Source organism: Pseudoalteromonas sp. APM04, assembly GCF_022809815.1.
Classification (GTDB): Bacteria; Pseudomonadota; Gammaproteobacteria; order Enterobacterales; family Alteromonadaceae; genus Pseudoalteromonas; species Pseudoalteromonas marina.
The window spans coordinates 122,746-145,953 of sequence record NZ_CP094441.1 but is presented as its reverse complement, the minus strand read 5'-3'; the positions used below and the strand labels follow the sequence as shown (position 1 = coordinate 145,953).

General features: G+C 40.4%; 22 protein-coding genes and 4 tRNA genes. 12 read left to right on the top strand and 14 right to left on the bottom strand.

The genetic code is table 11. The features are described 5' to 3' along the window. Positions 1-28: 28 nt before the first annotated feature. Positions 29-1,093 (bottom strand): uroporphyrinogen decarboxylase, encoded by a 1,065-nt coding sequence (hemE, locus tag MTP24_RS00710; protein WP_008126752.1) that lies wholly within the window; start codon positions 1,091-1,093, stop codon positions 29-31. Positions 1,094-1,616: 523 nt separating this feature from the next. On the opposite strand from hemE, the gene rsd reads away from it, so the two are divergent. Continuing rightward, positions 1,617-2,087: a sigma D regulator gene (gene rsd / locus MTP24_RS00705; protein ID WP_243532301.1), complete on the top strand. Its 471-nt coding sequence runs from the start codon at positions 1,617-1,619 to the stop codon at positions 2,085-2,087. Positions 2,088-2,158: 71 nt separating this feature from the next. Here rsd and fkpA read toward each other — a convergent pair whose 3' ends face one another. Then, complete coding sequence (gene fkpA, locus MTP24_RS00700; RefSeq protein WP_008126756.1) at positions 2,159-2,905, bottom strand: FKBP-type peptidyl-prolyl cis-trans isomerase; 747 nt, start codon at positions 2,903-2,905, stop codon at positions 2,159-2,161. Positions 2,906-3,121: 216 nt separating this feature from the next. Here fkpA and MTP24_RS00695 point away from each other — a divergent pair, with 216 nt between their 5' ends. Both MTP24_RS00695 and MTP24_RS00690 read left to right on the top strand, forming a co-directional pair. Continuing rightward, the gene (locus MTP24_RS00695; protein WP_243532299.1) at positions 3,122-4,120 is read left to right on the top strand and encodes a hypothetical protein; all 999 of its coding nucleotides are present in this window, start codon (positions 3,122-3,124) and stop codon (positions 4,118-4,120) included. Beyond that, positions 4,107-4,322 carry a SlyX family protein gene (locus MTP24_RS00690; protein WP_006793743.1) on the top strand — a complete coding sequence of 72 codons (216 nt, stop codon included), beginning with the start codon at positions 4,107-4,109 and terminating at the stop codon, positions 4,320-4,322. The genes MTP24_RS00695 and MTP24_RS00690 overlap by 14 nt, the downstream gene beginning before the upstream one ends. 30 nt (positions 4,323-4,352) lie before the next feature. Here the strand turns inward: MTP24_RS00690 and MTP24_RS00685 are convergent, their stop codons facing one another. Then, entirely contained in the window at positions 4,353-4,556 is a 204-nt protein-coding gene (locus MTP24_RS00685; protein WP_010557786.1) for a YheV family putative zinc ribbon protein, read from the bottom strand. A 132-nt stretch (positions 4,557-4,688) separates the two neighbouring features. Between MTP24_RS00685 and MTP24_RS00680 the strand changes: the two genes are divergently transcribed. Next, the gene (locus MTP24_RS00680) at positions 4,689-6,611 is read left to right on the top strand and encodes an ATP-binding cassette domain-containing protein (RefSeq protein WP_138740765.1); all 1,923 of its coding nucleotides are present in this window, start codon (positions 4,689-4,691) and stop codon (positions 6,609-6,611) included. After that, complete coding sequence (locus MTP24_RS00675; protein WP_138740764.1) at positions 6,595-7,017, top strand: TIGR02444 family protein; 423 nt, start codon at positions 6,595-6,597, stop codon at positions 7,015-7,017. The genes MTP24_RS00680 and MTP24_RS00675 overlap by 17 nt, the downstream gene beginning before the upstream one ends. Here MTP24_RS00675 and MTP24_RS00670 read toward each other — a convergent pair. Next, positions 7,014-7,400: a hypothetical protein gene (locus MTP24_RS00670; protein WP_138740763.1), complete on the bottom strand. Its 387-nt coding sequence runs from the start codon at positions 7,398-7,400 to the stop codon at positions 7,014-7,016. The two genes, MTP24_RS00675 and MTP24_RS00670, sit on opposite strands and share 4 nt — an antisense overlap. Before the next feature lie 721 nt (positions 7,401-8,121). On the opposite strand from MTP24_RS00670, the gene MTP24_RS00665 reads away from it, so the two are divergent. From MTP24_RS00665 to MTP24_RS00655, 3 genes are all read left to right on the top strand, one after another. Further along, positions 8,122-9,111, top strand: coding sequence for a hydrolase (locus MTP24_RS00665; protein ID WP_138740762.1), 990 nt, complete (start codon positions 8,122-8,124; stop codon positions 9,109-9,111). Next, complete coding sequence (locus MTP24_RS00660; RefSeq protein ID WP_243532296.1) at positions 9,111-9,365, top strand: YheU family protein; 255 nt, start codon at positions 9,111-9,113, stop codon at positions 9,363-9,365. Before MTP24_RS00665 ends, MTP24_RS00660 begins: the two co-directional genes overlap by 1 nt. A gap of 64 nt (positions 9,366-9,429) precedes the next feature. Continuing rightward, entirely contained in the window at positions 9,430-10,626 is a 1,197-nt protein-coding gene (locus MTP24_RS00655) for a dipeptidase (RefSeq protein ID WP_243532294.1), read from the top strand. Positions 10,627-10,946: 320 nt separating this feature from the next. Here MTP24_RS00655 and tuf read toward each other — a convergent pair whose 3' ends face one another. The 8 genes from tuf to murB all read right to left on the bottom strand — a co-directional run bounded on the left by tuf (position 10,947) and on the right by murB (position 15,512). Continuing rightward, the gene (gene tuf, locus MTP24_RS00650; RefSeq protein WP_006791257.1) at positions 10,947-12,131 is read right to left on the bottom strand and encodes an elongation factor Tu; all 1,185 of its coding nucleotides are present in this window, start codon (positions 12,129-12,131) and stop codon (positions 10,947-10,949) included. A 128-nt stretch (positions 12,132-12,259) separates the two neighbouring features. After that, positions 12,260-12,335: transfer RNA gene (locus MTP24_RS00645), tRNA-Thr, on the bottom strand. A gap of 11 nt (positions 12,336-12,346) precedes the next feature. Further along, positions 12,347-12,421, bottom strand: a tRNA-Gly gene (locus MTP24_RS00640). A gap of 45 nt (positions 12,422-12,466) precedes the next feature. Further along, positions 12,467-12,551, bottom strand: a tRNA-Tyr gene (locus tag MTP24_RS00635). Between the two features lie 40 nt (positions 12,552-12,591). Beyond that, a tRNA-Thr gene (locus MTP24_RS00630) sits at positions 12,592-12,667 on the bottom strand. A gap of 126 nt (positions 12,668-12,793) precedes the next feature. Further along, on the bottom strand, positions 12,794-13,504 hold the full coding sequence (locus MTP24_RS00625) for a type III pantothenate kinase (protein ID WP_058430309.1): 711 nt from the start codon (positions 13,502-13,504) through the stop codon (positions 12,794-12,796). After that, positions 13,501-14,505, bottom strand: a complete 1,005-nt coding sequence (gene birA / locus MTP24_RS00620; protein WP_243532292.1) for a bifunctional biotin--[acetyl-CoA-carboxylase] ligase/biotin operon repressor BirA — start codon at positions 14,503-14,505, stop codon at positions 13,501-13,503. Before birA ends, MTP24_RS00625 begins: the two co-directional genes overlap by 4 nt. Further along, positions 14,502-15,512: a UDP-N-acetylmuramate dehydrogenase gene (murB, locus tag MTP24_RS00615; protein WP_243532290.1), complete on the bottom strand. Its 1,011-nt coding sequence runs from the start codon at positions 15,510-15,512 to the stop codon at positions 14,502-14,504. The genes birA and murB overlap by 4 nt, the downstream gene beginning before the upstream one ends. Before the next feature lie 142 nt (positions 15,513-15,654). Here murB and MTP24_RS00610 point away from each other — a divergent pair, with 142 nt between their 5' ends. Continuing rightward, positions 15,655-17,496, top strand: coding sequence for a M1 family metallopeptidase (locus MTP24_RS00610; RefSeq protein ID WP_243532287.1), 1,842 nt, complete (start codon positions 15,655-15,657; stop codon positions 17,494-17,496). 67 nt (positions 17,497-17,563) lie between these two features. Here the strand turns inward: MTP24_RS00610 and MTP24_RS00605 are convergent, their stop codons facing one another. Beyond that, positions 17,564-18,166: a DUF2057 domain-containing protein gene (locus MTP24_RS00605; RefSeq protein ID WP_006793874.1), complete on the bottom strand. Its 603-nt coding sequence runs from the start codon at positions 18,164-18,166 to the stop codon at positions 17,564-17,566. 92 nt (positions 18,167-18,258) lie between these two features. Here MTP24_RS00605 and MTP24_RS00600 point away from each other — a divergent pair, with 92 nt between their 5' ends. From MTP24_RS00600 to MTP24_RS00590, 3 genes are all read left to right on the top strand, one after another. Continuing rightward, positions 18,259-18,630 carry a histidine triad nucleotide-binding protein gene (locus MTP24_RS00600; RefSeq protein WP_006793873.1) on the top strand — a complete coding sequence of 124 codons (372 nt, stop codon included), beginning with the start codon at positions 18,259-18,261 and terminating at the stop codon, positions 18,628-18,630. Between the two features lie 196 nt (positions 18,631-18,826). Beyond that, positions 18,827-19,483, top strand: a complete 657-nt coding sequence (locus tag MTP24_RS00595) for a response regulator transcription factor (RefSeq protein WP_008132268.1) — start codon at positions 18,827-18,829, stop codon at positions 19,481-19,483. A gap of 122 nt (positions 19,484-19,605) precedes the next feature. After that, positions 19,606-21,762 carry an ATP-binding protein gene (locus tag MTP24_RS00590; protein ID WP_243532285.1) on the top strand — a complete coding sequence of 719 codons (2,157 nt, stop codon included), beginning with the start codon at positions 19,606-19,608 and terminating at the stop codon, positions 21,760-21,762. A gap of 28 nt (positions 21,763-21,790) precedes the next feature. Here MTP24_RS00590 and MTP24_RS00585 read toward each other — a convergent pair whose 3' ends face one another. Continuing rightward, positions 21,791-23,206 carry a mannose-1-phosphate guanylyltransferase/mannose-6-phosphate isomerase gene (locus tag MTP24_RS00585; RefSeq protein WP_243532283.1) on the bottom strand — a complete coding sequence of 472 codons (1,416 nt, stop codon included), beginning with the start codon at positions 23,204-23,206 and terminating at the stop codon, positions 21,791-21,793. Between the last annotated feature and the right edge of the window lie 2 nt (positions 23,207-23,208).

Genomic DNA, 23,208 nt, shown 5'->3' with positions numbered 1-23,208 from the left:
TTTAGTATTAATGCATAAAACACATTAATTATTTGTGATACTGGCCGCTAAGCTCGTGCACAGCATTAATAAATACACCGGCATTTTCTGGGTCAACATCTGGCGTAATACCGTGACCTAAGTTAAACACATGGCCATTGCCTGTACCAAAGTCTTCTAAAATAGTGCCTACTTCTTGGCGTATACGATCTGGCGTACCATGAAGCATTGACGGGTCCATGTTGCCTTGCAAGGCCACTTTATCGCCTACGCGGCGTTTAGCATCGCCAATATTAATGGTCCAATCTAGGCCTACTGCATCACAACCTGTGGCTGCAATGGCTTCTATCCACTGGCCACCATTTTTAGTAAATAACGTTACAGGCACTTTGCGACCATCGTACTCACGTATCAGACCATCAACAATTTTGTGCATGTATTGCAGTGAAAACTCGTTGTAGTCGCGCGGGCTTAATACACCGCCCCACGAATCAAATACCATTAACGACTGCGCGCCGGCTTTTACTTGTGCGTTTAAGTAGTCGATTACTGAATCAGCAAGTTTATCTAGTAATAAATGAAGTGTTTGCGGCTCTGCAAACGCCATTTTTTTAATTTTACCAAATACTTTGCTGCTACCGCCTTCAACCATGTATGTAGCAAGTGTCCATGGTGAACCAGAAAAGCCAATAAGTGGTACTTCGCCTTTAAGTTCACGGCGGATAGTACTTACTGCATTCATTACATAACCAAGCTCGTCAGTTGGATCGAGCTTAGGTATTTTTTTAACATCTGCAAGCGACGATATAGGACGTTCAAACTTAGGGCCTTCACCTGTTTCGAAGTACAAACCTAAACCCATTGCATCAGGAATCGTTAAAATATCGCTGAACAAAATGGCCGCGTCTAATGGGTAACGACGCAGTGGCTGAAGTGTTACCTCACAAGCAAGCTCAGCATTACGGCACAGGCTCATAAAATCGCCCGCTTGCGCACGTGTAGCACGGTACTCTGGTAAATAACGTCCAGCTTGACGCATCATCCATACAGGCGTTACATCAACAGGTTGTTTTGCAAGTGCACGTAAATAACGGTCGTTTTTTAATTCGCTCATGGCGTAAATGATCCTAATGCTTATAGAAATTATGCAAGATTGTACCACCATATTCATCGCCTCTCTATTTCTTAAAGACGAAAACGCCTTTACATAGAAGCAGATCAATAATATTGATGGTTTTAATCCATTTTGATTATAAATTAGGCAAAAAACACTAACATTTAAAACTTTTTGTTAATATGTTTGCAACATAACAAAAACCTTGGTATTGTCTTTCCCGCGTTAACAAAAACAATAATAAATTATTAAAACAATAAAAATAAAAAGTTTTAAATAATAACAATAAAAATCATTTAATAAAAATAAGAAAGCTTGTTATAACAAGCCACTTGAAGAAATTAGACCACCTTAACCGGTGGTTTTTTCTTGCCTGCAATAAAATATTTAGCCTTTCAATAAATAATTCTTCTGCACTTTTACAACATCTGCATTACTTGTTGATATACACGCAAATTAAATATATCTTGATGTACATAAAAACGAATGTAACTAAAAACCAACCCAGCTTAGGAGAACAGTTATGCTGACGCGTGTAGAAAAAGCTCAACAGAAATGGGGTGGTAGCCATACAGTAATCGATAACTGGCTTAATGAACGCCAAGAACTTATTGTACTGTATTGCAAGATTGCAGGGTTTGCGCCTTATGATAAAAAAGATCACGCGCTACCAGAGCCTGAACAAATACTGTCTTTTTGCCAACTCCTTATGGATTACCTCTCTGCAGGGCATTTTGAAGTGTACGATGATATTGCTAAAGCCTGTGAAAAAAAGGGCTTAGAGAGCCAAAAGCTTGCAAACTCAATTTATCCGCGCATTTCAAGCACCACCGATGTCGCACTTGATTTTAATGACAAGTACGCTGAAGTAAATAAAGAAGACTTATTAGAAGGGTTTGATAACGACCTTTCAGTTATTGGTGAATCATTAGAGCTTCGTTTTGAGCTTGAAGATGAACTGATTGATAACCTGTTTTCTAATCATACTGATTAAATCAAGATTTAATTAAGTTACACGAATTAAAAAAGGGACCCTAAGGTCCCTTTTTACGTTTTAAGCTTGGCTTATTCTGCAGGTGCTTCTGCATTTTGAATTTCTAGTAATTCAACTTCAAAAACAAGTGTTGAATTAGCTGGAATTTTACCAAGGTCACGATCGCCGTAAGCAAGCTCTGAAGGAATAGTAAACTTGTACTTAGACCCTACAGGCATAAGTTGTAAACCTTCCGTCCAACCAGCAATTACGCGATTAAGTGGGAATGTAGTTGGTTCGTTACGTGCGTATGAGCTATCAAACTCAGTGCCGTCTAATAAAGTACCTTTGTAATGTACTTTAACAACGTCTGTTGCTGCTGGCTTTTCGCCTTCGCCTTCGCTTAATACTTCGTATTGTAGACCAGACTCAGTTACTGTTACGCCTTCTTTTTTAGCGTTATCAGCTAGGTATTGAACACCTGCCGCTTTGCTTTTTTCAGACTCAACTTTCGCTTTTTCTTCTTGCTTAGTGCGTACTGAGGTATCTAAAGCTGTTAACACTTCACGAATTTTTTCTTCGTCAATTTTTGCATTGCCAGCAAGTGCATCTTCAAAACCACGAATTAATAGCGCTTGGTCTAGCTCAATGCCAATTTCAGATTTGTCTGCTAGGTCTTTATTTAAAAAGTTACCTACAGAAGCACCAATACCGTATGCTTGTTGTTGCTCTACAGTGTCTAATGTTACTTCAGCTTGCTCTTTTTTTGCTTCTTGATTACAAGCTGTAAGCGCTAAAACCGACGCTGCAATCAATGACAATCTAATCGTCTTTTTCATTTTAAATCTCCGACATACTTTGCAGTTGTCATTTATTGTAATATTACTAGTTAAAGATTAACGCCCTACATGGTAGGCTGTTTGTTTAATAACTAAAGTCTGTATTGTTAGCTAAACTTAGAAATATATATCCAGTGATTAGACAAACAACCTAGGCATTTAACGCACCTAGTCTAACCTCTCAGTCACTAAGAGTTAAGAGGAAATACCTGTAAGATGTCGATATTTCGTACTTTTTTAATCGTTTTTAGCTGTTTTTTAGCCATTGCCTGTACCGATAAAAAAAATCAATCGGTAGAAAGCTTTGAGCACACCGCACAAGGTGCATTTTCGTCAGCTCTCTCTCACGATGGAAAGTACAGTTTAATCTCTTCTATCAACCATGGGGTCGCGCTGTGGGATAATCAACAGCACGTTTTAAAATACCAATGGTTTCAGCAGCAATCACAAGACAACTTAGTTTACAGCCTTGCTATTGCCTTTGATAACAGCGTGGCGGTTACCGCAGAAAAAACAACTTTCGCAGTGTGGGATATCAGCACTGGCGAAAACAAAGGCTATTACAAAATACAAAAAGCCACGATTCGAGATATTGCCATTAGTAACCAAGGTCGCAGTGTATTATATGGCCGTAGCGATGGTGTGGTTGTATTTTTAAACCTTGAAACCGGACGTCGCATTGAGTTTTTAGGCCATCAAGATAAAGTTAACACCGTTGATTTATCGCCTAATGGGCGCTACGCCTTAAGCGGCTCTAACGACTACGTGGCCTATTTTTGGGATACCAATACAGGCCAAGTTATTCATCGCTTTAGCCACCCAACTCGTGTTACTCAAGTAACCCTTGATCCACAAGGTCGCTTTGCATTTACCGCCGACAGTATGGCACAAGCACATGTATGGAAACTGACTACAGGTGATCTTGTGAGTAAACTGGCGTATATTGCGCGTCAGAAAATTTTTACCGCCGTGCGCTTTAACGAGCAAGGCACATTGCTGGCAACGGGTTCGCCTAATAAGCGAGTTGATTTATGGCAAATATCAAGCGGTGAAAAAATTCAAACGTGGCAAGTTACGCCGCGAGAAGGCAGTAAACCAAAATCGGCCGTTGTGCTTGATGTGGCATTTATAGATAACGATAAGTCGTTGTTAACCGAAAGCTCCAGCGGTATCGCAGAGCGATTTATTATACGAGACACTAATGAACACAATTGAACACCGCGTAATGGAACTTGAAGCCAAAGTGGCTTTTCAAGATGAAACGATTGAAATCTTAAACGATGAGATCAAAGTGCACCAGCAAATGCTAGCTAAAATGAAACGCCAAACAGAACTGCTGGCAGAAAAAATTAAAGAAGCGCAAACCTCGCCTTCTATGATGTCTAATATGCCAGAGCCACCGCCTCCGCATTACTAAAAGGTGTGTACTTAGGCAATAAAAACCGGGTTAGTCGCCCGGTTTAAACACACCAATGACTTGCTCAAATTGGCGAGTAGATGCCTGAACAGCGTTCTCTGGTTGTGACATTTTATGCCCACACTCAACACACTCTACTTTTTCAACATCATGTTCTCTGTAAAGCATCATTGTATCCATGGCTTTGCAGTCAGGGCACGATGCACCAGCAATAAATCGCTTCTTTTGTCTCACAACATTTTTCCTGTGGTTTGAACTACAACTATTTTATCGTATAACATCACTTGTTGATACGCTTGATAAGCGCATTAAGTTCTATGGTATGATAGCGCCAACTTAACAAGGGTACAGTAAAGTAACGCATTCATGATCCAAATATCAGAAATAGAACTCCTTCGTGGCGGAACAGCCTTATTAAAAAATGCATCAGCTACGTTATTTCCAGAGCACAAAGTAGGCCTTGTGGGCGCCAATGGCTGTGGAAAATCAACCTTATTTGGTTTACTAAAATCTGAATTGCAACTTGATGCTGGTAATTGCAGTATTCCTAAAGATTGGTCTATTGCTTCGGTTAAACAAGAAACCCCTGCCCTCGAAATAAGCGCGATTGATTATGTATTGCAAGGACACCCTGAATACTACGCGCTGCGTATTGCGCTGAGAGAAGCAGAACAAAATAACGATGGCGATACTCAAGCCAAAGTGCATATTCAGCTAGAAAACATGAAAGGCTACAGCATTGAATCGCAAGCTGGCGAGCTATTGCATGGGTTAGGATTTGCTAATAACCAAATAGAAAACCCTGTTAGTGCGTTTTCGGGGGGGTGGCGCATGCGTTTAAACCTTGCCCAAGCACTTATTCGAAACGCTGATTTACTATTACTCGATGAGCCAACAAACCACCTTGATTTAGATGCCGTATATTGGCTTGAACGCTTTTTACGTGCCTACACAGGCACACTGGTACTTATATCGCACGACCGTGAGTTTTTAGATGCAGTGGTTGATCAAATTTGGCACATAGATAAACAACTTATCAATGTATACAAAGGTAACTACTCGCAGTTTGAACGCCAAAAAGCAGAGCGTTTATTACAACAGCAAGCCATGTTCGAAAAACAGCAAGAGCAAATTGCCCACCTAGAACAGTTTATTACTCGCTTTAAAGCAAAAGCCAGTAAAGCTAAACAGGCGCAAAGCCGTGTTAAAGCTCTTGAGCGTATGGAAAAGCTTGCCCCTGCACATGCTGACTCACCATTTAATTTTGAGTTTGCAGAGCCATTAGCGCTACCAAACCCACTTATGACGCTCGACAAAGCTCAAGCTGGGTATGGCGACGTAACTATTTTAAATAGTATTAAGCTGAACTTAGTACCTGGCAGCCGTATTGCACTACTGGGTAGAAATGGCGCAGGTAAATCCACATTAATTAAATTACTTGCCGGCGACTTAAAACCACAAGCTGGGGATGTATTTCAGCACCAAGGCCTTAATATTGGCTATTTTGCACAGCACCAGCTTGAATCCCTTGACTTAAAAGCCAGCGCAATTACGCATTTACAACGTTTAAACCCAAAAGCTACTGAACAATCACTACGCGACTTTTTAGGCGGCTTTGCCTTTATTGGCGATAAAGCGCTTGAGCCTGTAGCACCGTTTTCGGGTGGAGAAAAAGCCCGTTTAGTGCTGGCTATGCTGGTATATCAAAAACCAAATTTACTGCTACTCGATGAGCCAACCAACCACCTTGACTTAGAAATGCGCCATGCTCTTGTTATGGCTCTACAAGGATTTGAAGGCGCTATGGTTACCGTATCGCATGACCGCCACATGCTGAAAAATACCGCCGATGAGTTTTACCTTGTAGACAGCGGTGAAGTAACCCAATTTGGCTACGAACTTGACGATTATTACCAATGGCTTCTTAATGCGAATAAAGCGGCTACTAAATCGGAGCAGGCCGATGAGCCAAAAGCAAACTCAGGGGTTAATAGAAAAGAGCAAAAGCGCTTAGAGGCTGAATTTAGAAAAGCCATTCAACCGCTTAAAAAGCAAATTGAGAAACTTGAAAAGCAGCTCGACAAACACACCGCAGAGCTCAGCGAAGTGGAAGTTGCACTTGGCGATAACGAGCTCTACAACGATGACAACAAAGCCCGGTTAAAAGAGTTAATTGCTAAGCAAGCCACGCTTACGCCTAAACTTAACGATATTGAAGAAGAGTTACTTATGGCGCTTGAAGAAATGGAAGAAAAAGAACAGGCCTTTGCCGATGAACTTGCTCAATAAAGACGACTTTTGGCAGTTTGCATGTGACCTTTATAGCAAGGGTGACATGCAAACGCGCCTGTTGGATTATCAAAACCAGCTAGGTAAAAATGTAAACCTGTGTTTGTTACTGTATTACCTAGACTCTCTCAAGCTAGCAGTTAGTCAAACTCAGCTAAACAAGCTTGAACAATCAATTTGTGAATTTGACCAGCAGGTACTGAAGCCCCTTCGTGCTACACGCGCCTATCTAAAAGCAAATCAAACCGAGATTGCAGATTACGCTGTAATTCGTAAAGAGCTGCTCAGTACTGAGCTCAAGCTCGAGAAACAACAACAACAGATGTTAGTAGAAAAAGTGAATACTTTAACATTAGAGCCTGATTCGAGGACCACTAATGTAATGCTATATGTTGGAGAGCTTTAAGCATTCGTTTTTTGCTGCAACTGCAACCCTGTTAGGGTTGCTAAAGTAATAACTAACAATGAAACAGGCAACTCTATAATGGAAGTTTCACTGAAAAAGTAAAACTCTTGCAATATCAATGAGACAGTTACTGTACCAAGCAAAGAGCCTAAAAAGTAAACATAAAATGTATATCGCCAAGCATAATTATCACTGCGATATGCCATTACACCGTATAGTAAAAAAGATAAAACACTAGAAGGCATGATTGCAATAAGAATGTAATCGCCAAGCCTCGATGATGCATAGCGCTCAAAACCAACAACAGTATTAAGTAATGTCGATAAGGCAATTTGCAGCAGCATAATCACTAAAGTGTATTTAACTATCCGTATAATGTTCAATGCCTACCACCATTATTACTAGGTATAAAAATAAAGCTATAAAGGAAAATTATAAGCCCAAGCAGATGTTATTGCTACTAAGCTTGTAGGAACCAGCTTTAGCTGCGAATAAATTTTGCATTCCCCTCATTTACTTCTCATTCTCTCTTTGTGCAAAAAACTATTTAAATAACTGACTCACAATGAGGCATAGAGGCGCTTCGCTTTAAGAGAAAAACAAAGCCGTGATTTAGCTCAGCAAACTTACAATAAAAATTATCGCCATAAATGACGACCTACAGTAATTCATTACCTTGAAACTGCTTTTTATCATTAATTCTCGTTGGGTTTCGCTAGCTCTAGCCAACCTATTTGATCCAAATCAACTTCTTTACGACTCATTTAATAATCAGGAAAATAGCTTGATCTGGATCAGTTCAGAGCTGCAAAAATAGACCTATGATTACCCCATAGACATCAGGAGGCAATTATGGACGTATTCTTTAGAGATTTTTTTAGCGACCCAGTGTTATTTCTATCATTTGGCTTTTTAGGCGTCGTTATTAGTTTGTGCCTATTTTTTGTGTATTTTTTCATGAAAAAAGTACACGACGCTGATCTGAAAGAACAACATTAAAAAATTAAGCACGACGCACAAAGCGCCTAATTAGTTATTAATTAGGCGCTTTTTATTCTTTTTGATACACTAACGCTTCGTTTTTGCAAAGTGTGTAGTATAAACATGACTCATAAGTTTAAACCCGCATGGTGGATGACCAATCGTCACGTTCAAACCATAATGCCGCGTTTTTTCCGCCCTTTTCATAATACTCGCTACGAATTAGAACAGCTTGATACACCCGACGGTGATTTTATTGAGCTTGCATGGTCACTTCCGCATAACGAAAATGCTCCACTTGCCATTGTATTGCATGGCCTTGAAGGCAATATTAATAGCTTTTATGCCAAAGGCATGATGAAAGCGCTAAAAAAGCAAGGGTATGCCGTTGTACTCATGCATTTTAGAAACTGCTCAACAGAGGTAAACCGACTTCCCCGTGCGTACCACAGTGGTGACACAGACGACTTAGCCTTTTTTATTAATCACTTAAAACTACAATTTCCAAACAGGCCTTTATTTGCGGTTGGTTTTTCGTTAGGTGGTAATGTATTAGCAAAATATTTAGGTGAGCAAGCTCAGCGATGCCCATTAAATGCAGCAGCCGTTATATCAGCACCGTATGATTTATCATCATCAAGTGATGTAATACGCAAAAGCTTGGGTAAAATTTATCAAAAGTATTTGCTCGATCGTATGAAAAAATCGATGCAGCGCAAGTTGCCTCAAATTAAGCAGCAAATACCCATTACAACTGATGAATTAATGGACATTAATGATTTATTAGAATTTGATAATCATATAACAGCCCCTTTGCATGGCTTTGAGAATGCACATGATTATTATCGTCAAGCCAGTGCTATGCCCTACTTAAAACATATTGCTGTACCTACCTTAATCATTCATGCGAAAGACGACCCAATGCTGTCGATTAAAGCCGTGCCTAGCAAGCAAGATGTGAGTGAAGATGTTACCCTGTGCGTCTCTGAAAAAGGTGGGCACGTTGGATTTATTAGCGGTAGTAATCCGTTTAAACCCATTTTTTGGTTAGAAAAAGCCGTACCTAGCTATTTTAGCCAACACATAATAAACAAAACGAGTAACAAGCAGTAATGATTATCCCTTTTGAACAACTTGATAAAGACACACTATACAATTTAATAGAAAGCTATGTACTGCGTGAAGGCACTGATTATGGCGAGCAAGAGTTCAGTATTGAAAGTAAAGTAGCGCAAGTCAATCAGCAACTAAAAAATGGTGAAGCCATGGTGTTTTTTTCAGAGCTGCACGAATCGGTCACCATTATTTCAAAAAACGAGTTCAAAGCTATGCAAAGTGAAGAGCACCAACAAGCGTCGTATGATTAGAGTGTAATACTTGTAACTTTTTAGCTGAGCGTACACAATGGCTTTTTACCCAAAGAGCCAAAACATGATAAAACTCAGCACTCTAGTGGTAGCCGTATCACTAGCTTTAACAAACCAAGCCTTTGCAGAGCAACCTGTTAGCGCGTCAGACAAAGCGGTTAAACTTGCCAAAGACACTATTTTAATCGACACCCACATTGATGTACCTTACCGTATTCATGATAAATGGGCTGATGTAACTAAAGCGACTCAGGATGGCGATTTTGATTATCCTCGCGCAGTAAAAGGTGGCTTAAACGCGCCATTTATGTCGATATATATTCCTGCCCATTTAGAGTTTGAAGGTAAAGGCAAAAGCTATCAGTTAGCTAATCAGTTAATTGACGGGATGGAAGCGATTGCACAACGTGCACCCGCTAAATTTGCAATGGCAAGCTCTACAAACGACATAGAACAACAATTTAAAGATGGCAAATTGTCTATTGCTATGGGGATGGAAAACGGCTCCCCTATTGAAGGTGACTTAAAAAACCTTCAGCACTTTTTTGACCGTGGCGTACGTTACATCACTCTTGCACACTCACAAAGTAATCATATTTCTGACTCATCTTACGATATTCGCCGCAAATGGAAAGGCTTAAGCCCCTTTGGTAAAGAGCTGGTCACTGCAATGAATAATATGGGTATGCTGATTGATGTGTCGCATATCTCAGATGATGCGTTTTATCAGGTAATGGAATTGTCTAAAACCCCTGTTATTGCCTCACATTCATCATTGCGTAAGTACACCCCTGGTTTTGAGCGTAATATGAATGACGATATGCTATTAGCCCTTAAAAAGAACGGTGGTGTGATTCAAATTAACTTTGGTTCAAGCTTTGTTACAGCAAAAGCAGGTGCATGGGGTAAGCAACTAAAAAGTACAAAAGAGTCTGCTAAAGAACAAGGCACTAAGTTAAGTAATGATTTTGATGCGGCTTATCGCGCTAAAAATCCGTATCCTTTTGCCAGCCTTGAACAAGTGCTTGATCATATTGATCACGTTGTAGAGTTGATTGGCATTGATTATGTTGGCATTGGCTCTGATTACGACGGTGTTGGCGATTCGTTACCGATTGGCTTGAAGGATGTATCTAGTTATCCAAACTTAGTACAAGGCCTTATGGATAGAGACTACAGCGATGGCGACATAAAAAAAATACTAAGTGGCAATACACTAAGAGTATGGAAGCAAGCTGAAGCATATGCCAAAAAACACTAAGCTGTAAAATTTGTCAGTTATCAAAAAGTTTAATTAATAGCACGGCTTAAAGTCGTGCTTTTTTATGTGTTAAGTATAATTTAACACCAAGCTACTAATAGCTGAAAACGAAACACTTTTCTTTAGGCATTAAAAAACCCGAGGCTAAGCTCGAGTTTTTTAGTATTAATTAACTTAAACGTTAACTATCACTCATTGAACGTTGCTACAAAGCACCTACGCCTGAGGTAAGAGCGCCGCCTTCACGTGAGGCAAATTGCAGGCATTAAAAAAGGCCACCTAAGTGACCTTTTTCTAACAATTAACTAAAACGTTAATTATTACTCTACGATAGTTGCTACAACACCAGCACCTACAGTACGGCCACCTTCACGGATAGCAAAACGAAGACCTTCATCCATCGCGATTGGTGCGATTAGAGTTACTGTCATCTTGATGTTATCACCAGGCATTACCATTTCTACGCCTTCTGGTAACTGTACGTCACCAGTTACGTCAGTTGTACGGAAGTAGAACTGTGGACGGTAACCTTTGAAGAATGGAGTATGACGACCACCTTCATCTTTAGAAAGTACGTATACTTCTGAAGTGAATGTAGTGTGTGGGTTGATTGAACCAGGCTTAGCTAGTACTTGACCACGTTCAACGTCTTCACGCTTAGTACCACGTAATAGTGCACCAATGTTCTCACCAGCACGACCTTCGTCAAGAAGCTTACGGAACATTTCAACACCAGTACAAGTAGACTTAGTAGTCTCTTTGATACCAACAATTTCAACTTCGTCATTCACGTTGATGATACCGGCTTCAACACGACCAGTTACAACAGTACCACGACCTTGGATTGAGAAAACGTCTTCGATAGGCATGATGAATGGCTTATCGATGTCACGCTCTGGCTCTGGGATGTAAGAATCTAGTGCTTCTGCAAGCTCTACAATCTTGTCTTCCCATTGCTTCTCGCCTTCAAGTGCTTTAAGTGCAGAACCTTGAATTAGTGGTAAGTCGTCACCTGGGAAATCGTACTCAGAAAGAAGTTCACGAACTTCCATTTCTACTAGTTCAAGTAGCTCTTCGTCATCAACCATGTCACATTTGTTCATGAATACGATGATGTAAGGTACGCCAACCTGACGAGAAAGAAGGATGTGCTCACGCGTTTGTGGCATTGGGCCATCAGTCGCAGCTACTACTAAGATAGCGCCGTCCATTTGTGCAGCACCAGTGATCATGTTTTTAACATAATCGGCGTGACCAGGACAATCTACGTGTGCATAGTGACGAGTTGGTGTGTCGTACTCAACGTGTGAAGTTGAGATTGTGATACCACGCTCGCGCTCTTCTGGAGCGTTATCGATTGATGCGAAATCTTTAGCAACACCGCCGTATACTTTTGCAAGTACGTTAGTGATTGCTGCAGTTAGTGTAGTTTTACCGTGGTCAACGTGGCCGATTGTACCAACGTTTACGTGCGGTTTTACGCGTTCAAACTTTTCTTTTGCCATGACGGAACCTATCAGTTTTGTGTATCTAGATTACATATGAAAATAATCCACCGAAGGTAGATTAAGTTAATTTTTTCAAATAGTATTTTCTGACAGATAAAGGAAGTAATCAAGAAGATTCTTAAGACTGGTGCTGATAGGCAGAGTCGAACTGCCGACCTCACCCTTACCAAGGGTGCGCTCTACCAACTGAGCTATATCAGCAACACAAGAACTGGAGCGGGCAGCGGGAATCGAACCCGCATCATCAGCTTGGAAGGCTGAGGTAATAGCCATTATACGATGCCCGCGTTAGGAATCTGTTCTTAATCTACCTCTAACCGTCAAGAATAAAGTGGTGGAGGGAGCTGGATTCGAACCAGCGAAGGCTGAGCCGTCAGATTTACAGTCTGATCCCTTTGGCCGCTCGGGAACCCCTCCACGATAATTCTCTACTAATTCACTTTCGGTAAAAGGAAAGTGGTGCCGACTAACCGAGTCGAACGGTTGACCTACTGATTACAAGTCAGTTGCTCTACCAGCTGAGCTAAGTCGGCACTGCTTTAGTACGGGGCGAGATATTAGAGTAAGGTTTATTGGGATGCAACAATAAAATTAAAAAAAATGCGATTTTATTGGTTAAATGTTCAATATTCATGCAAAAGTCGCTGATTTTTCTATTTTTAGCTTGTTTTGCTTAAATCTCGCCAAAAATTTAAACCTTTCATTACTAATAAAGAATCAAAAATACTACCTTCAAATTGTTGCTGTAACAGTGCGCCATAACCACCAGCAAAAACAATTTGTACTGTTTTTGTGCTATTTTGCACGCCTAAGTGTAATTTAGCTTGTTCTACCGCCCCGATGGTCGCAACCAACGCACCATTTTTTAAACCGTTAGGTGTATTTTTCCCTAATTGATTCTCAAAGGGGGTTTTTTCGTCATCAAATACTCGTTGGGTGTTTTGTGTCAACGATGACGTCATTAAATCGAGCCCAGGTAAAATCCACCCACCTAAATGGTGGCCTTCACTGGTTAACACATCAATCGTTGTGGCCGTACCAGCATCAACCACGATACATGCTTGGTTAGGGTGCAATGTAAAACCAGCAATAAGCGCAAGCCATCTGTCTATGCCTAGGTTGTTTACTTGCTCGTATGCGCAGCTTAATCCTTTAAGTGTTTTAGTCACCGTTGCTTCATAGCATGCTATATGATGCTTAGCAGCTTGGGCTAATAATTTATTAAGTAAGTCACTTCGACCTACACAAGCGTATACAACTTCTGTTATTTGCAGCCAGGGTAAATTATTTAAATCTGCTGGTTGTGCCTGCTGATTGTGCCAAAGTACTGCTTTTAAAGATGTGTTACCTACATCAATGAGTAATCTCATAGCTGTGCCTTTCTCAGTGATATTTCACCGCCATAATAGCTTTTTACCTCGCCGTCTTGGCGAATACGAATCCCACCTTGAGGGTCAATTCCTTCGCATATTCCCCGCCAACTTCTATGGCCTGTATTTAGCTCTACGTACTCACCCGCAAATGCATTAAGCGAATTCCATTGCTCGTGCATTGTGTGTAACCCACTTTTACGATACTGATCTAACCGGTGCTCTAAGTGGTAGGTGAGTGATGCCACCAGCTCGTTTTTATCTAGCTGCTGGGTATGCTGGCTTAGATCAGTCCATGCTTGATCTATGTGTTGACTAAAGCTCTGTGGCATTTGCAAATTAATACCTATTCCTAGCACTAACTGACACGGCCCTTGCGGCTGCCCATCTAGCTCAACAAGTACACCAGCAAGTTTTTGTTTATTTAGGTAAATATCATTTGGCCACTTAAGCTCTAACTCTATGTTGTAAAGCGCTTTAATTGTATCGTATACCGCTAATCCGACCGCAATCGACACCCCCATAGCTGCTTGAAGACCATCATCTAAACGCCAAAAATAGCTGTAATAAAGGTTTGCACCAAACGGTGACTGCCACACACGGCCTCGTCGTCCTCGGCCAGCCTGCTGCATTTCAGCCACAATCACGGTCCCCGACTCAAGCGCTGTTTTAGCTTGTACCCGCCTCATAAGTTCGGAATTGGTTGAGTCAATTATAGGATGTACTTCTACGTTCACTGGCTGTGACTTTAACTGGCTAGTTAATTGATTGAAATGCTGCTGTATTTTTGTTTGATTTAAAAGCCCAGCGTGGTTATTTAGGCTATAGCCTTTACCCGTTACTTTAAAAATATCTAAACCCATAACTTGTAAGCTATTTATATGTTTACTCACTGCCGCGCGACTAATACCGAGCTGCTCACCTAGCGCTTGGCCAGATACAAAACCGGGTTGATTTAACGCATTCAATATAGCGAGTTTATTGCCATCGGGTGCTTTCACTGTGTAACGTCTCCTTGTATGTAGCATTCATCGGTTGTGTTTATTAACCGTACTTCATGCTCAAGCAGTATGTTGTAACGCGAATACACAACATGCTGAATATGCGTGATCATAGCAATCAAGTCTTTGCCTTTGCTGTTACCGTGATTAACCAATACCAGTGCTTGTTGTCTATGAACTTCAATACCCGCTACGCGATAACCTTTAAGATTTGCGTTATCGATTAGCCAACCCGCAGCTACCTTATGTTCACTTTGCCCATAGGCGTAATACGGTGCATCAGGAAACTGCTTTAACAACGTTGCTAACTGTTGATTGGTAATTATCGGGTTTTTAAAAAAACTGCCCGCATTTGGTAACGTGTATGGATCTGGCAGTTTACTATTACGAGTTTGAATAACGTGTTCAAATACGGCGCGTGGTATCACGTTTGTTAGCTGTTTTAATGGCCCATAACTCAAAACAGGTTGCCATTGCTTTGGCAATGCTAGCAATACACGTGTGATAACGGCTTTATTTTTTAGTCCATGTTTAAATACAGAGTCGCGGTAGCCAAACTCACATTGCGCGTTAGTCAAACAAACAAGTTTCTTGCTGTGTATGTCAAAGTACTCAACCGACTCTACAAACTTAGAAAGCTCAACACCGTAGGCTCCAATATTTTGTACAGGTGACGCCCCAACTGTACCAGGTATAAGTGCTAAGTTTTCAAGCCCTGGTAAGTTTTTATCCAGCAAGTAACTTACTAATGCGTGCCAATTTTCACCAGCGGCAACGCTTATTAAAGTATCGGTTTCACGGGGTGTAATAGTAATCCCTTTGGTGGCCATTTTAATAACCGTACCGTGGTAATCGTTTAAAAAAATGGTATTACTCCCCTCCCCCAACAAACAAAATGGTGACGAAAAGCTTTGAGTATAAAGTTGCTCAAGGTGAGTAATTTTAACTAAATTTTGGCATTGATTATGTAATGCAAAGGTGTGTAAAGGGTGTAATGCGTACGCCACAAAGCTCTCAAGATAAACCGTTAACTAATCGTAATAGTTTACCTCATCGTCGCAAAATGCGCATCAGATTGTAAAAATTGCTCAACCCACCCAGCCAATCGTGATATAAAACCTGCACTTTTTATTTGTGTTCAGGGTAATTATGAAAATTAAACCTCTCTTTTTAAGCCTCGCTATGGCAGGTATGTGTTCGCAAGCAATGGCGAATGCGGTTGATCAAAACTCATACGCCAATCTTGACGATGTTGTTACAACTCACCTTAGCCTTGATTTAGATGTCGATTTTGACGACAAGCAATTAGAAGGCTTTGTTGAGCATACGCTTAAATGGAATAACAGCAAAAGCAAAAAACTAGTGCTTGATACCCGCGACTTAGACATTGATAAAGTAATGTATCAAACACAAACAGGCAGCTGGCACAAAGCTAAATTCACTTTAGCGAATCGTGATGATGTTAAAGGCTCAAAGCTTACTATTGAATTTAAAAACCAAGCTAAAATAGTGCGTATTTATTATAACAGTCGCCCAGAAGCATCTGGTCTACAATGGTTAACACCTACGCAAACTGCCAGTAAAACGCACCCGTTTATGTACAGCCAATCGCAAGCAATTCACGCTCGTAGCTGGTTACCAGTACAAGACACTCCAGCAATGCGTGTAACCTACTCTGCACGAATTACCACACCTAAAGATATTCGTGCGGTTATGAGCGCAGACAACAAAGATGCGCTTTATAAAGATGGCGACTACCATTTTGAAATGCCGCAAGCTATTTCGCCATACCTAATTGCCATTGGTGCAGGTAACCTGGAATTTAAAGCAATGTCTCATCAGACGGGTATATTTGCAGAGCCTGAAATTTTAGAAGCCTCTGTTGCCGAATTTAACGACACGCAAGCCATGATCGATAAAACCAATGCCATGTATGGCGACTATGCTTGGGGCCGTTACGACTTACTCATGCTTCCGCCAAGTTTTCCGTTTGGTGGCATGGAAAATCCACGTTTATCGTTTATTACCCCTACCGTTGTTGCAGGCGATAAAAGCTTAGTTAACCTTATTGCGCATGAGCTTGCTCACTCTTGGTCTGGTAACTTAGTGACTAATGCAACGTGGGAAGATTTATGGTTAAACGAAGGTTTTACCTCATACGTTGAAAACCGCATTATGGAAGAAGTGTTTGGCCGCGACCGTGCCGTTATGGAACAAGCACTCGATGCAGCAGGTCTTCGCGCGCAGCTTAAAACCATTGACGCGCCAGACACACGCCTTAACTTAAAGCTTAATGGTCGTGACCCAGATGATGCATTTAGCTCGGTACCATACACTAAAGGTCAATTATTCTTAATTTACTTGGAAAACAAGTTTGGTCGTGACAAGTTTGACCCTTTCGTAAAAACTTATTTTGACGAGTTTGCTTTTAAATCGTTAACGACTGCACAATTTGTTACCTATATTGAAGCTAATTTAATTAACAAGTACCCAGGTATTGTTAGCATGGATAAAGTGAACGAGTGGATTTTTGAGCCAGGTTTACCAACAGATGCTCCTAACCCTACCTCTGATGCGTTCGATAAGGTTGATACTGCAACTACAGCCTGGTTGCAAGGCGCAAAAACTGCTGCTCAGTTACCTACAGCAAACTGGACAGTACACGAGTGGTTGCACTTTTTAAATAACTTACCACGCGATTTAAGCATTGAGAAAATGACTGAATTAGATGATGAGTTTAACTTAACGCAATCAACCAACGCAGAACGTGCATTTGCATGGTATATGCTAGCAGTAGGCAACGGTTATCAGCCAATTTACCCTGCACTTGATGCGCACTTATCAGGTATTGGTCGTCGTAAACTAATTGTGCCTCTGTACAAATCACTTATCACTAACGGTAAGAAAGACTGGGCGCAGAGTGTTTACTTAAAAGCACGTCCCGGATACCACCCACTAGCACAAGGCACTATTGACGCATTATTTGAATAATAAATAATGTAAAGTAACAACTAAAAGGGCCTAATTTGGCCCTTTTTTAATGCTTATTTTAAATAGCTTAGTTTGTTACTTTTTCTAAAAAAGCTTTGCGCTCAGCAACTGTTGCTTGCTGCCACCAAAAGTCGAGCATTTGCGCCGCACTTGGCATGCCTTTGCCTGTAATAGGCGCAATAGGTTTAATTGGCCTACTTGGCTTTTCTGGACCCGCTGGTGCTTCTCGCATAGTTCTAACAGGCGCTTCGCTAGCAAGTTGGTTATTAGAGACAACACTCAATGGTGCAGCTAACGCACTGCCTTTAGCTTTTAAACTTACCATGGGCGATTGAGCAAATACTTTAGCCGCTACTGCATTTTCAGCACGATTAAATACCAAGGTATAATCTGTACCCGCCTCAATTGTAATATCAACCCAAAAAGGCTCTGACTCGACCACCTCATGCATATCGTAATCTTCATCGTATAAGTCGGTATATTTAAGCTTTAGCCGATACGACCCCGGCGCTAGCTCTAAATCTTCTACACGGCTAAACAAAGAGCTTTCTATTATTCGCTCACCGACTTGCAACGGCACAAACTCTTCAGGAAAGTGAATATTTTCTGCCATACTCGATACACTAAATAGCAATGCAGCTACACTGCTCATTAACACTGATTTACGCATATTAACTCCTTTGGTTGATTTGAGTTTGACACTGCTTTGAAAATTTGTCATTAGTGAATCTAAATTTCATACCACTTGATAAGGAACACACAATGAGCCAAGAGACTATCTTTACAAAAATAATCAACCGCGAGATCCCAGCAAACATAATTTACGAGGACGAAAATACTCTCGCGTTTGAAGATATAAACCCTCAAGCTCCTTTTCATGTGTTAATTATCCCAAAAATTGCAATTCCTACCATAAATCATATAAATGATGATAACGCACATTTAGTAGGCAACTTGTATGTGGTGGCCGCTAAGCTTGCAAAAGAACATAACTTTAGTGATGACGGCTACCGTGTTGTTATGAACTGCAACGATCATGGCGGACAAACCGTCTATCATATCCATCTTCACATGCTTGCCGGTAAGCAAATGGGGTGGCCTCCTTATCAAGATAATAAAAAAGAAATCGCTTAATTAAGCTCAGTTACTACATGCTATGTAAAAGCATGTGTTCCTATAAATTAAAAAACAATTACTTATTTGCAACATTTTATGTTTAAATAATCATAAAATTGTACTTGTTTTTAAGTACGATAGCGGTTTTCTAATACTAAAGGTGTGGGAATCGTGATAAACTTAATCAGTCAGCTTTATAAAAGAGTATAAAAACATGAGCAGTTCTGCCTTTTTGTTATTAGATAAAGATCCAATTAATACTATTGGTATTAACGTATTAGAGCCATTGCTAAAAACGCAAGGACTAGACGTTACAACAGGTACTAATATATTGGATACACCTGAAGGGACTCGCTTACTTTTTATTGAAACATCTAGCAATGACGCGTGGGGAAAATTAAAAGAACAACTAGTAAACCTTCGTGTTAAGTGCGATATCATATTATTTAACTTAGATGAAAACCCAGAGCTTGCTAATCGAGCACTACTCAGCGGTATTCGTGGTGTATTTTACACGACCGATAATGCAGATGTGCTAATGAAAGGTATTCGACTCTTATTAGAAGATCAGCTTTGGTATCGTCGCGACATCATGTGTAATGCATTAAATCGCATGTTGCAGTTTAATAAAGACGCACTTCACAAGCTTACAGAGGGCGATATTGAACCTGTCAAACTTACTAAGCGAGAAAAAGCGATTATTTCATTAATGAGTAACGGTTCTAAAAACAAAGAAATTGCTGAAGAACTTAGCATTAGCCCACACACTGTAAAAACTCATTTATACAGCGCATTTAGAAAGACCAAGTGTCGTAACCGTATTGAGCTTTTATCGTGGGCACAGCAAAATATACCAGACGAAATTCGCTAAACGCTGACTTCGACTGAAATACAAAAACAGACACTTAGGTGTCTGTTTTTGTATTTAATATAAGCGCTTGTTAAGTTTATAATTTTTAATTAATCTAATCAAAATCACCTGCTGGAAAACCCATGCTTGACTCATACACTTTATATTTTGCCAGCATAGCCGTTATTGTCGTAATGACTTTTTTGAATATTTTAACTTGGCGAACCAATAAGCAAACCCCAGGGACACTGATATACATTTTTTATCCAGTATTGATGCTATGTGCTGTCGTTGCATTTTCGCTTGTAAGTAGCTCACATAACTTACTTGTTATAAATGCAGCGTGTAGCTTAATGTTTGCAGCCTCTATTGTGCACTGTTTTGCTATTAGTCAATTTTTAGATTATCGCGGACCTGGATTTAAGCTTCTTTGTTCAGTGACCGCATTTAGTGCAATGGTATTTGGTTATTATAGTTTTTTTGATCCTTCTTTAGCTGGTCGTGTTATCGCATCCGACCTACAACATATTTCAGAAGCCTTGTTTTTACTGTTTATATTTATAAAGTACGCTCGTAAACCTTACCCCAACGGCAGTATTGTATACATTACAATTTTAACACTCGTGGTGTTAGCCTTTATTGCGCGTTCAATTTTTATGAATGAAATTGAGCAAAAAGATCTCGTCTCAAGCAGTTGGTTTAGCACTGTATTATTTTTAAATGGCATCATAGCACCTATGTTTTATGCCGCTGGTATGGCACTGTTATGTAATGAACGCCGAGAGCATCACCTCAATACGCTCGCCGATAAAGCGCAGAAAGATTTAGAAATACGAGGGCTATTTTTATCGACTATTAGTCACGAAATACGTACACCACTCAATGGTATTTTAGGTAGTGCACAATTGGTCATGAACCAAACAAGCGATACGCATAGTAAAGCCTATTGCGAAGCAATTATTAATTCTGCCGAATCACTAAACCTACTGGTCGATAAAGTACTTGAATATGCAAGTCTAGACCAAAGTGACGAAGCCCTTTATGAAGAAGATATTGAATTTAAAACATGGCTAAATAACTTATGCTTATTGCTCAGCCCATTAGCAGAACAAAAACAGCTTAAATTTGAGCTTATATGTAATATTCCTGAACAAGCATGCTACTACTGTGACCAGCAAAAGCTTCGACAAATAATTATTAACTTAGTTGGTAATGCTATTAAATTTACTGACCGTGGCGTAGTAAAAATTCAAGTTGATTTAGTTTTAGAAAAACAACTAGAACACACTATAAAAGTGAGTGTTAAAGATTCAGGCCCAGGTATCGAAAATGAAGAAATCGCCTACTTAACAGAGCCTTATGTACAAAGTAGTGCAGGCAAGGAAAAGGGCGGCACCGGTCTTGGACTTGCAATTACCAGTCGCTTATTAGAAAAACTCGGTAGCCGCCTTGAAATTTCTAGTCAACTGGGCACTGGTAGTGTATTTAGCTTTACGATTACTTTTGCGCTGGGTGAGTTAAGCCTTGTAGAGCAACGCCATCAAACAAAAGATTATTTAACAGGGCTTGATGTTCTTTTGGTGGAAGATTTAGACCTAAACCAAAAAATTGCTATTGAGTTTATGGCCGACGACGAACACAAAATTAAGCTCGCTAAAGACGGTAAAAGTGCCATTGAGTTAATGCAAGCTCATCATTTTGACGTCGTCTTACTTGATATGAATCTACCCGATTTAACAGGCCAAGAAGTTCTTAAACGCCTTAAACGCCTTGATCACAAAAACCAGCGTACACCAGTACTCGCTTTTACTGCGAGTTTAAGCCCTGATGAAGTTAAAGAGTATTTAGCGCTGGGTATAAAAGACATTGTTGGTAAGCCAATTAAACACCAAAAACTGCGCCAAGCATTAAGCGATTCTCAATCAAATCAAACCACAAATATTGCAGTAGAGCTTATAGATACCCTGTATGATAAAACGGCTATTGAAACACTCGCCAGCTCGTTTAGTGAGGATGAGGTATCGTCTATTTATAACGAGTTTGTTCTCTCTGCTCGTAATAAGCTGATACGCTGCCAAGATTTAATAGACCAGCATCCTGAACAGTGCATTAAACTTTTACACCGCCAAGCGAGTACTGCATTGCAATTAGGGTTTAATCGTTACGGTATGGAACTTAAAAAAATTGAGCGTCGCCTACTCGACAATAAGCCTCATAACGGCATGCTTGATGAGGCACTTGATCTTTGGCAACGCAGCCTTGAGAAATACTTAAAATTTGTACGTAGTGAATTAGGTTAAAGCGGTTTACTTTAAAAAGTAGAGCAGCTTAATACCTTCCGTACATATCATTAAATCGCTCAATGTCATTTTCATCAAGTATGGCACCCGTTTGTACCTCAATAACAATTAACGGCACTTGCTGGTTATTCGCTAAGCTATGTAGTTGTTTAGCGGCAATATAACAAGATTGATCTTGGGTGAGCATTAATACTTGGTCGTCAAAACGCACATCTGCCACCCCAGATACAATAACCCAATGCTCTGCACGGTGCTGATGGCGCTGCGTTGAGAGCTTAGCGCCAGTATTTACAGTTATTTTTTTTACTTTAAAACCAGCGCCCTCAACTAATGTGCGATAGCTACCCCACGGGCGGTATACTACTCGATGATGATCAAGCTTATCACTGTGCTCTAGTGCTAATTTTTTTAATAGTAAAGGTAACTCATCGAGCTTATTTTTATCGGCAACCAGTGTGGCGTCGTGGGTGTGAATAATGGCTAAATCACTTACGCCAAGCGTAGCGATACTATGGTCGTGTTCGCTAATAACAAAATTATTAGTACTGTTTTGTGCTATATGGTTTTGGTTTTTGTTGTTGCCATAACTATCTTTTTTGCTCAGGCTAGCAAGCGCACTAAAGCTGCCCACATCATTCCATTTAAGTGCTACAGGCATAACAGCAACATTATTACTACGCTCTAAAATAGCGTAATCAATTGAATCACTGGGGCAAAACTCAAGCGGTTTACTATCGGGCCTAGTAAAACCTAAGTCATGTGAAAAATGAGAAGCCATCTTCACGCTGTGCGCAATTTTTGGTGCGAAGCGTTCCAGTTCATCCAAATAGGCTTGTGGTGTAAATAAAAACATCCCACTATTCCAGCTATAACCCCCTTCAGCTATATAACGCTCAGCGGTGGCTAAATTTGGCTTTTCTTTAAATTCAGCGACCTCAAAACAGTTTGAGCCTGAAATTTTACAGCCTTGCTGTATATACCCAAACCCAGTGTGGGCCATTGAAGGTGTAATTGAAAAAGTAACCAACTTTCCTTGCTCTGCCAGTGTTACAGCATCGTTTATTTGTGATGTTAGCGGAGAAAAATCCTTTATATGATGATCAGCAGGCATCACCAACATAGGGCCTTTGAGCCCACTTTGAATTGCATAATGGGCAGCAAGTGCAATAGCAGGAGCCGTATTTTTACCTATAGGCTCTAGTATCAACCCAAACACATTAGCTGCACTACTTTGCTCTTTAGCAATAAACCGGTGCTGTTCGTTACACACTAAAATTGGCTGTGAAAACTCAGCCCCAGAGACCCGATTTAATGTATTTTGCAATAATGAGTTTTCATTATTCAATAGTGGCAAAAATTGCTTAGGCATTGCTTGGCGCGACAAAGGCCACAACCTAGAGCCAATACCACCAGCTAAAATAACAGGAGTGATTAAAGTGTTCATTT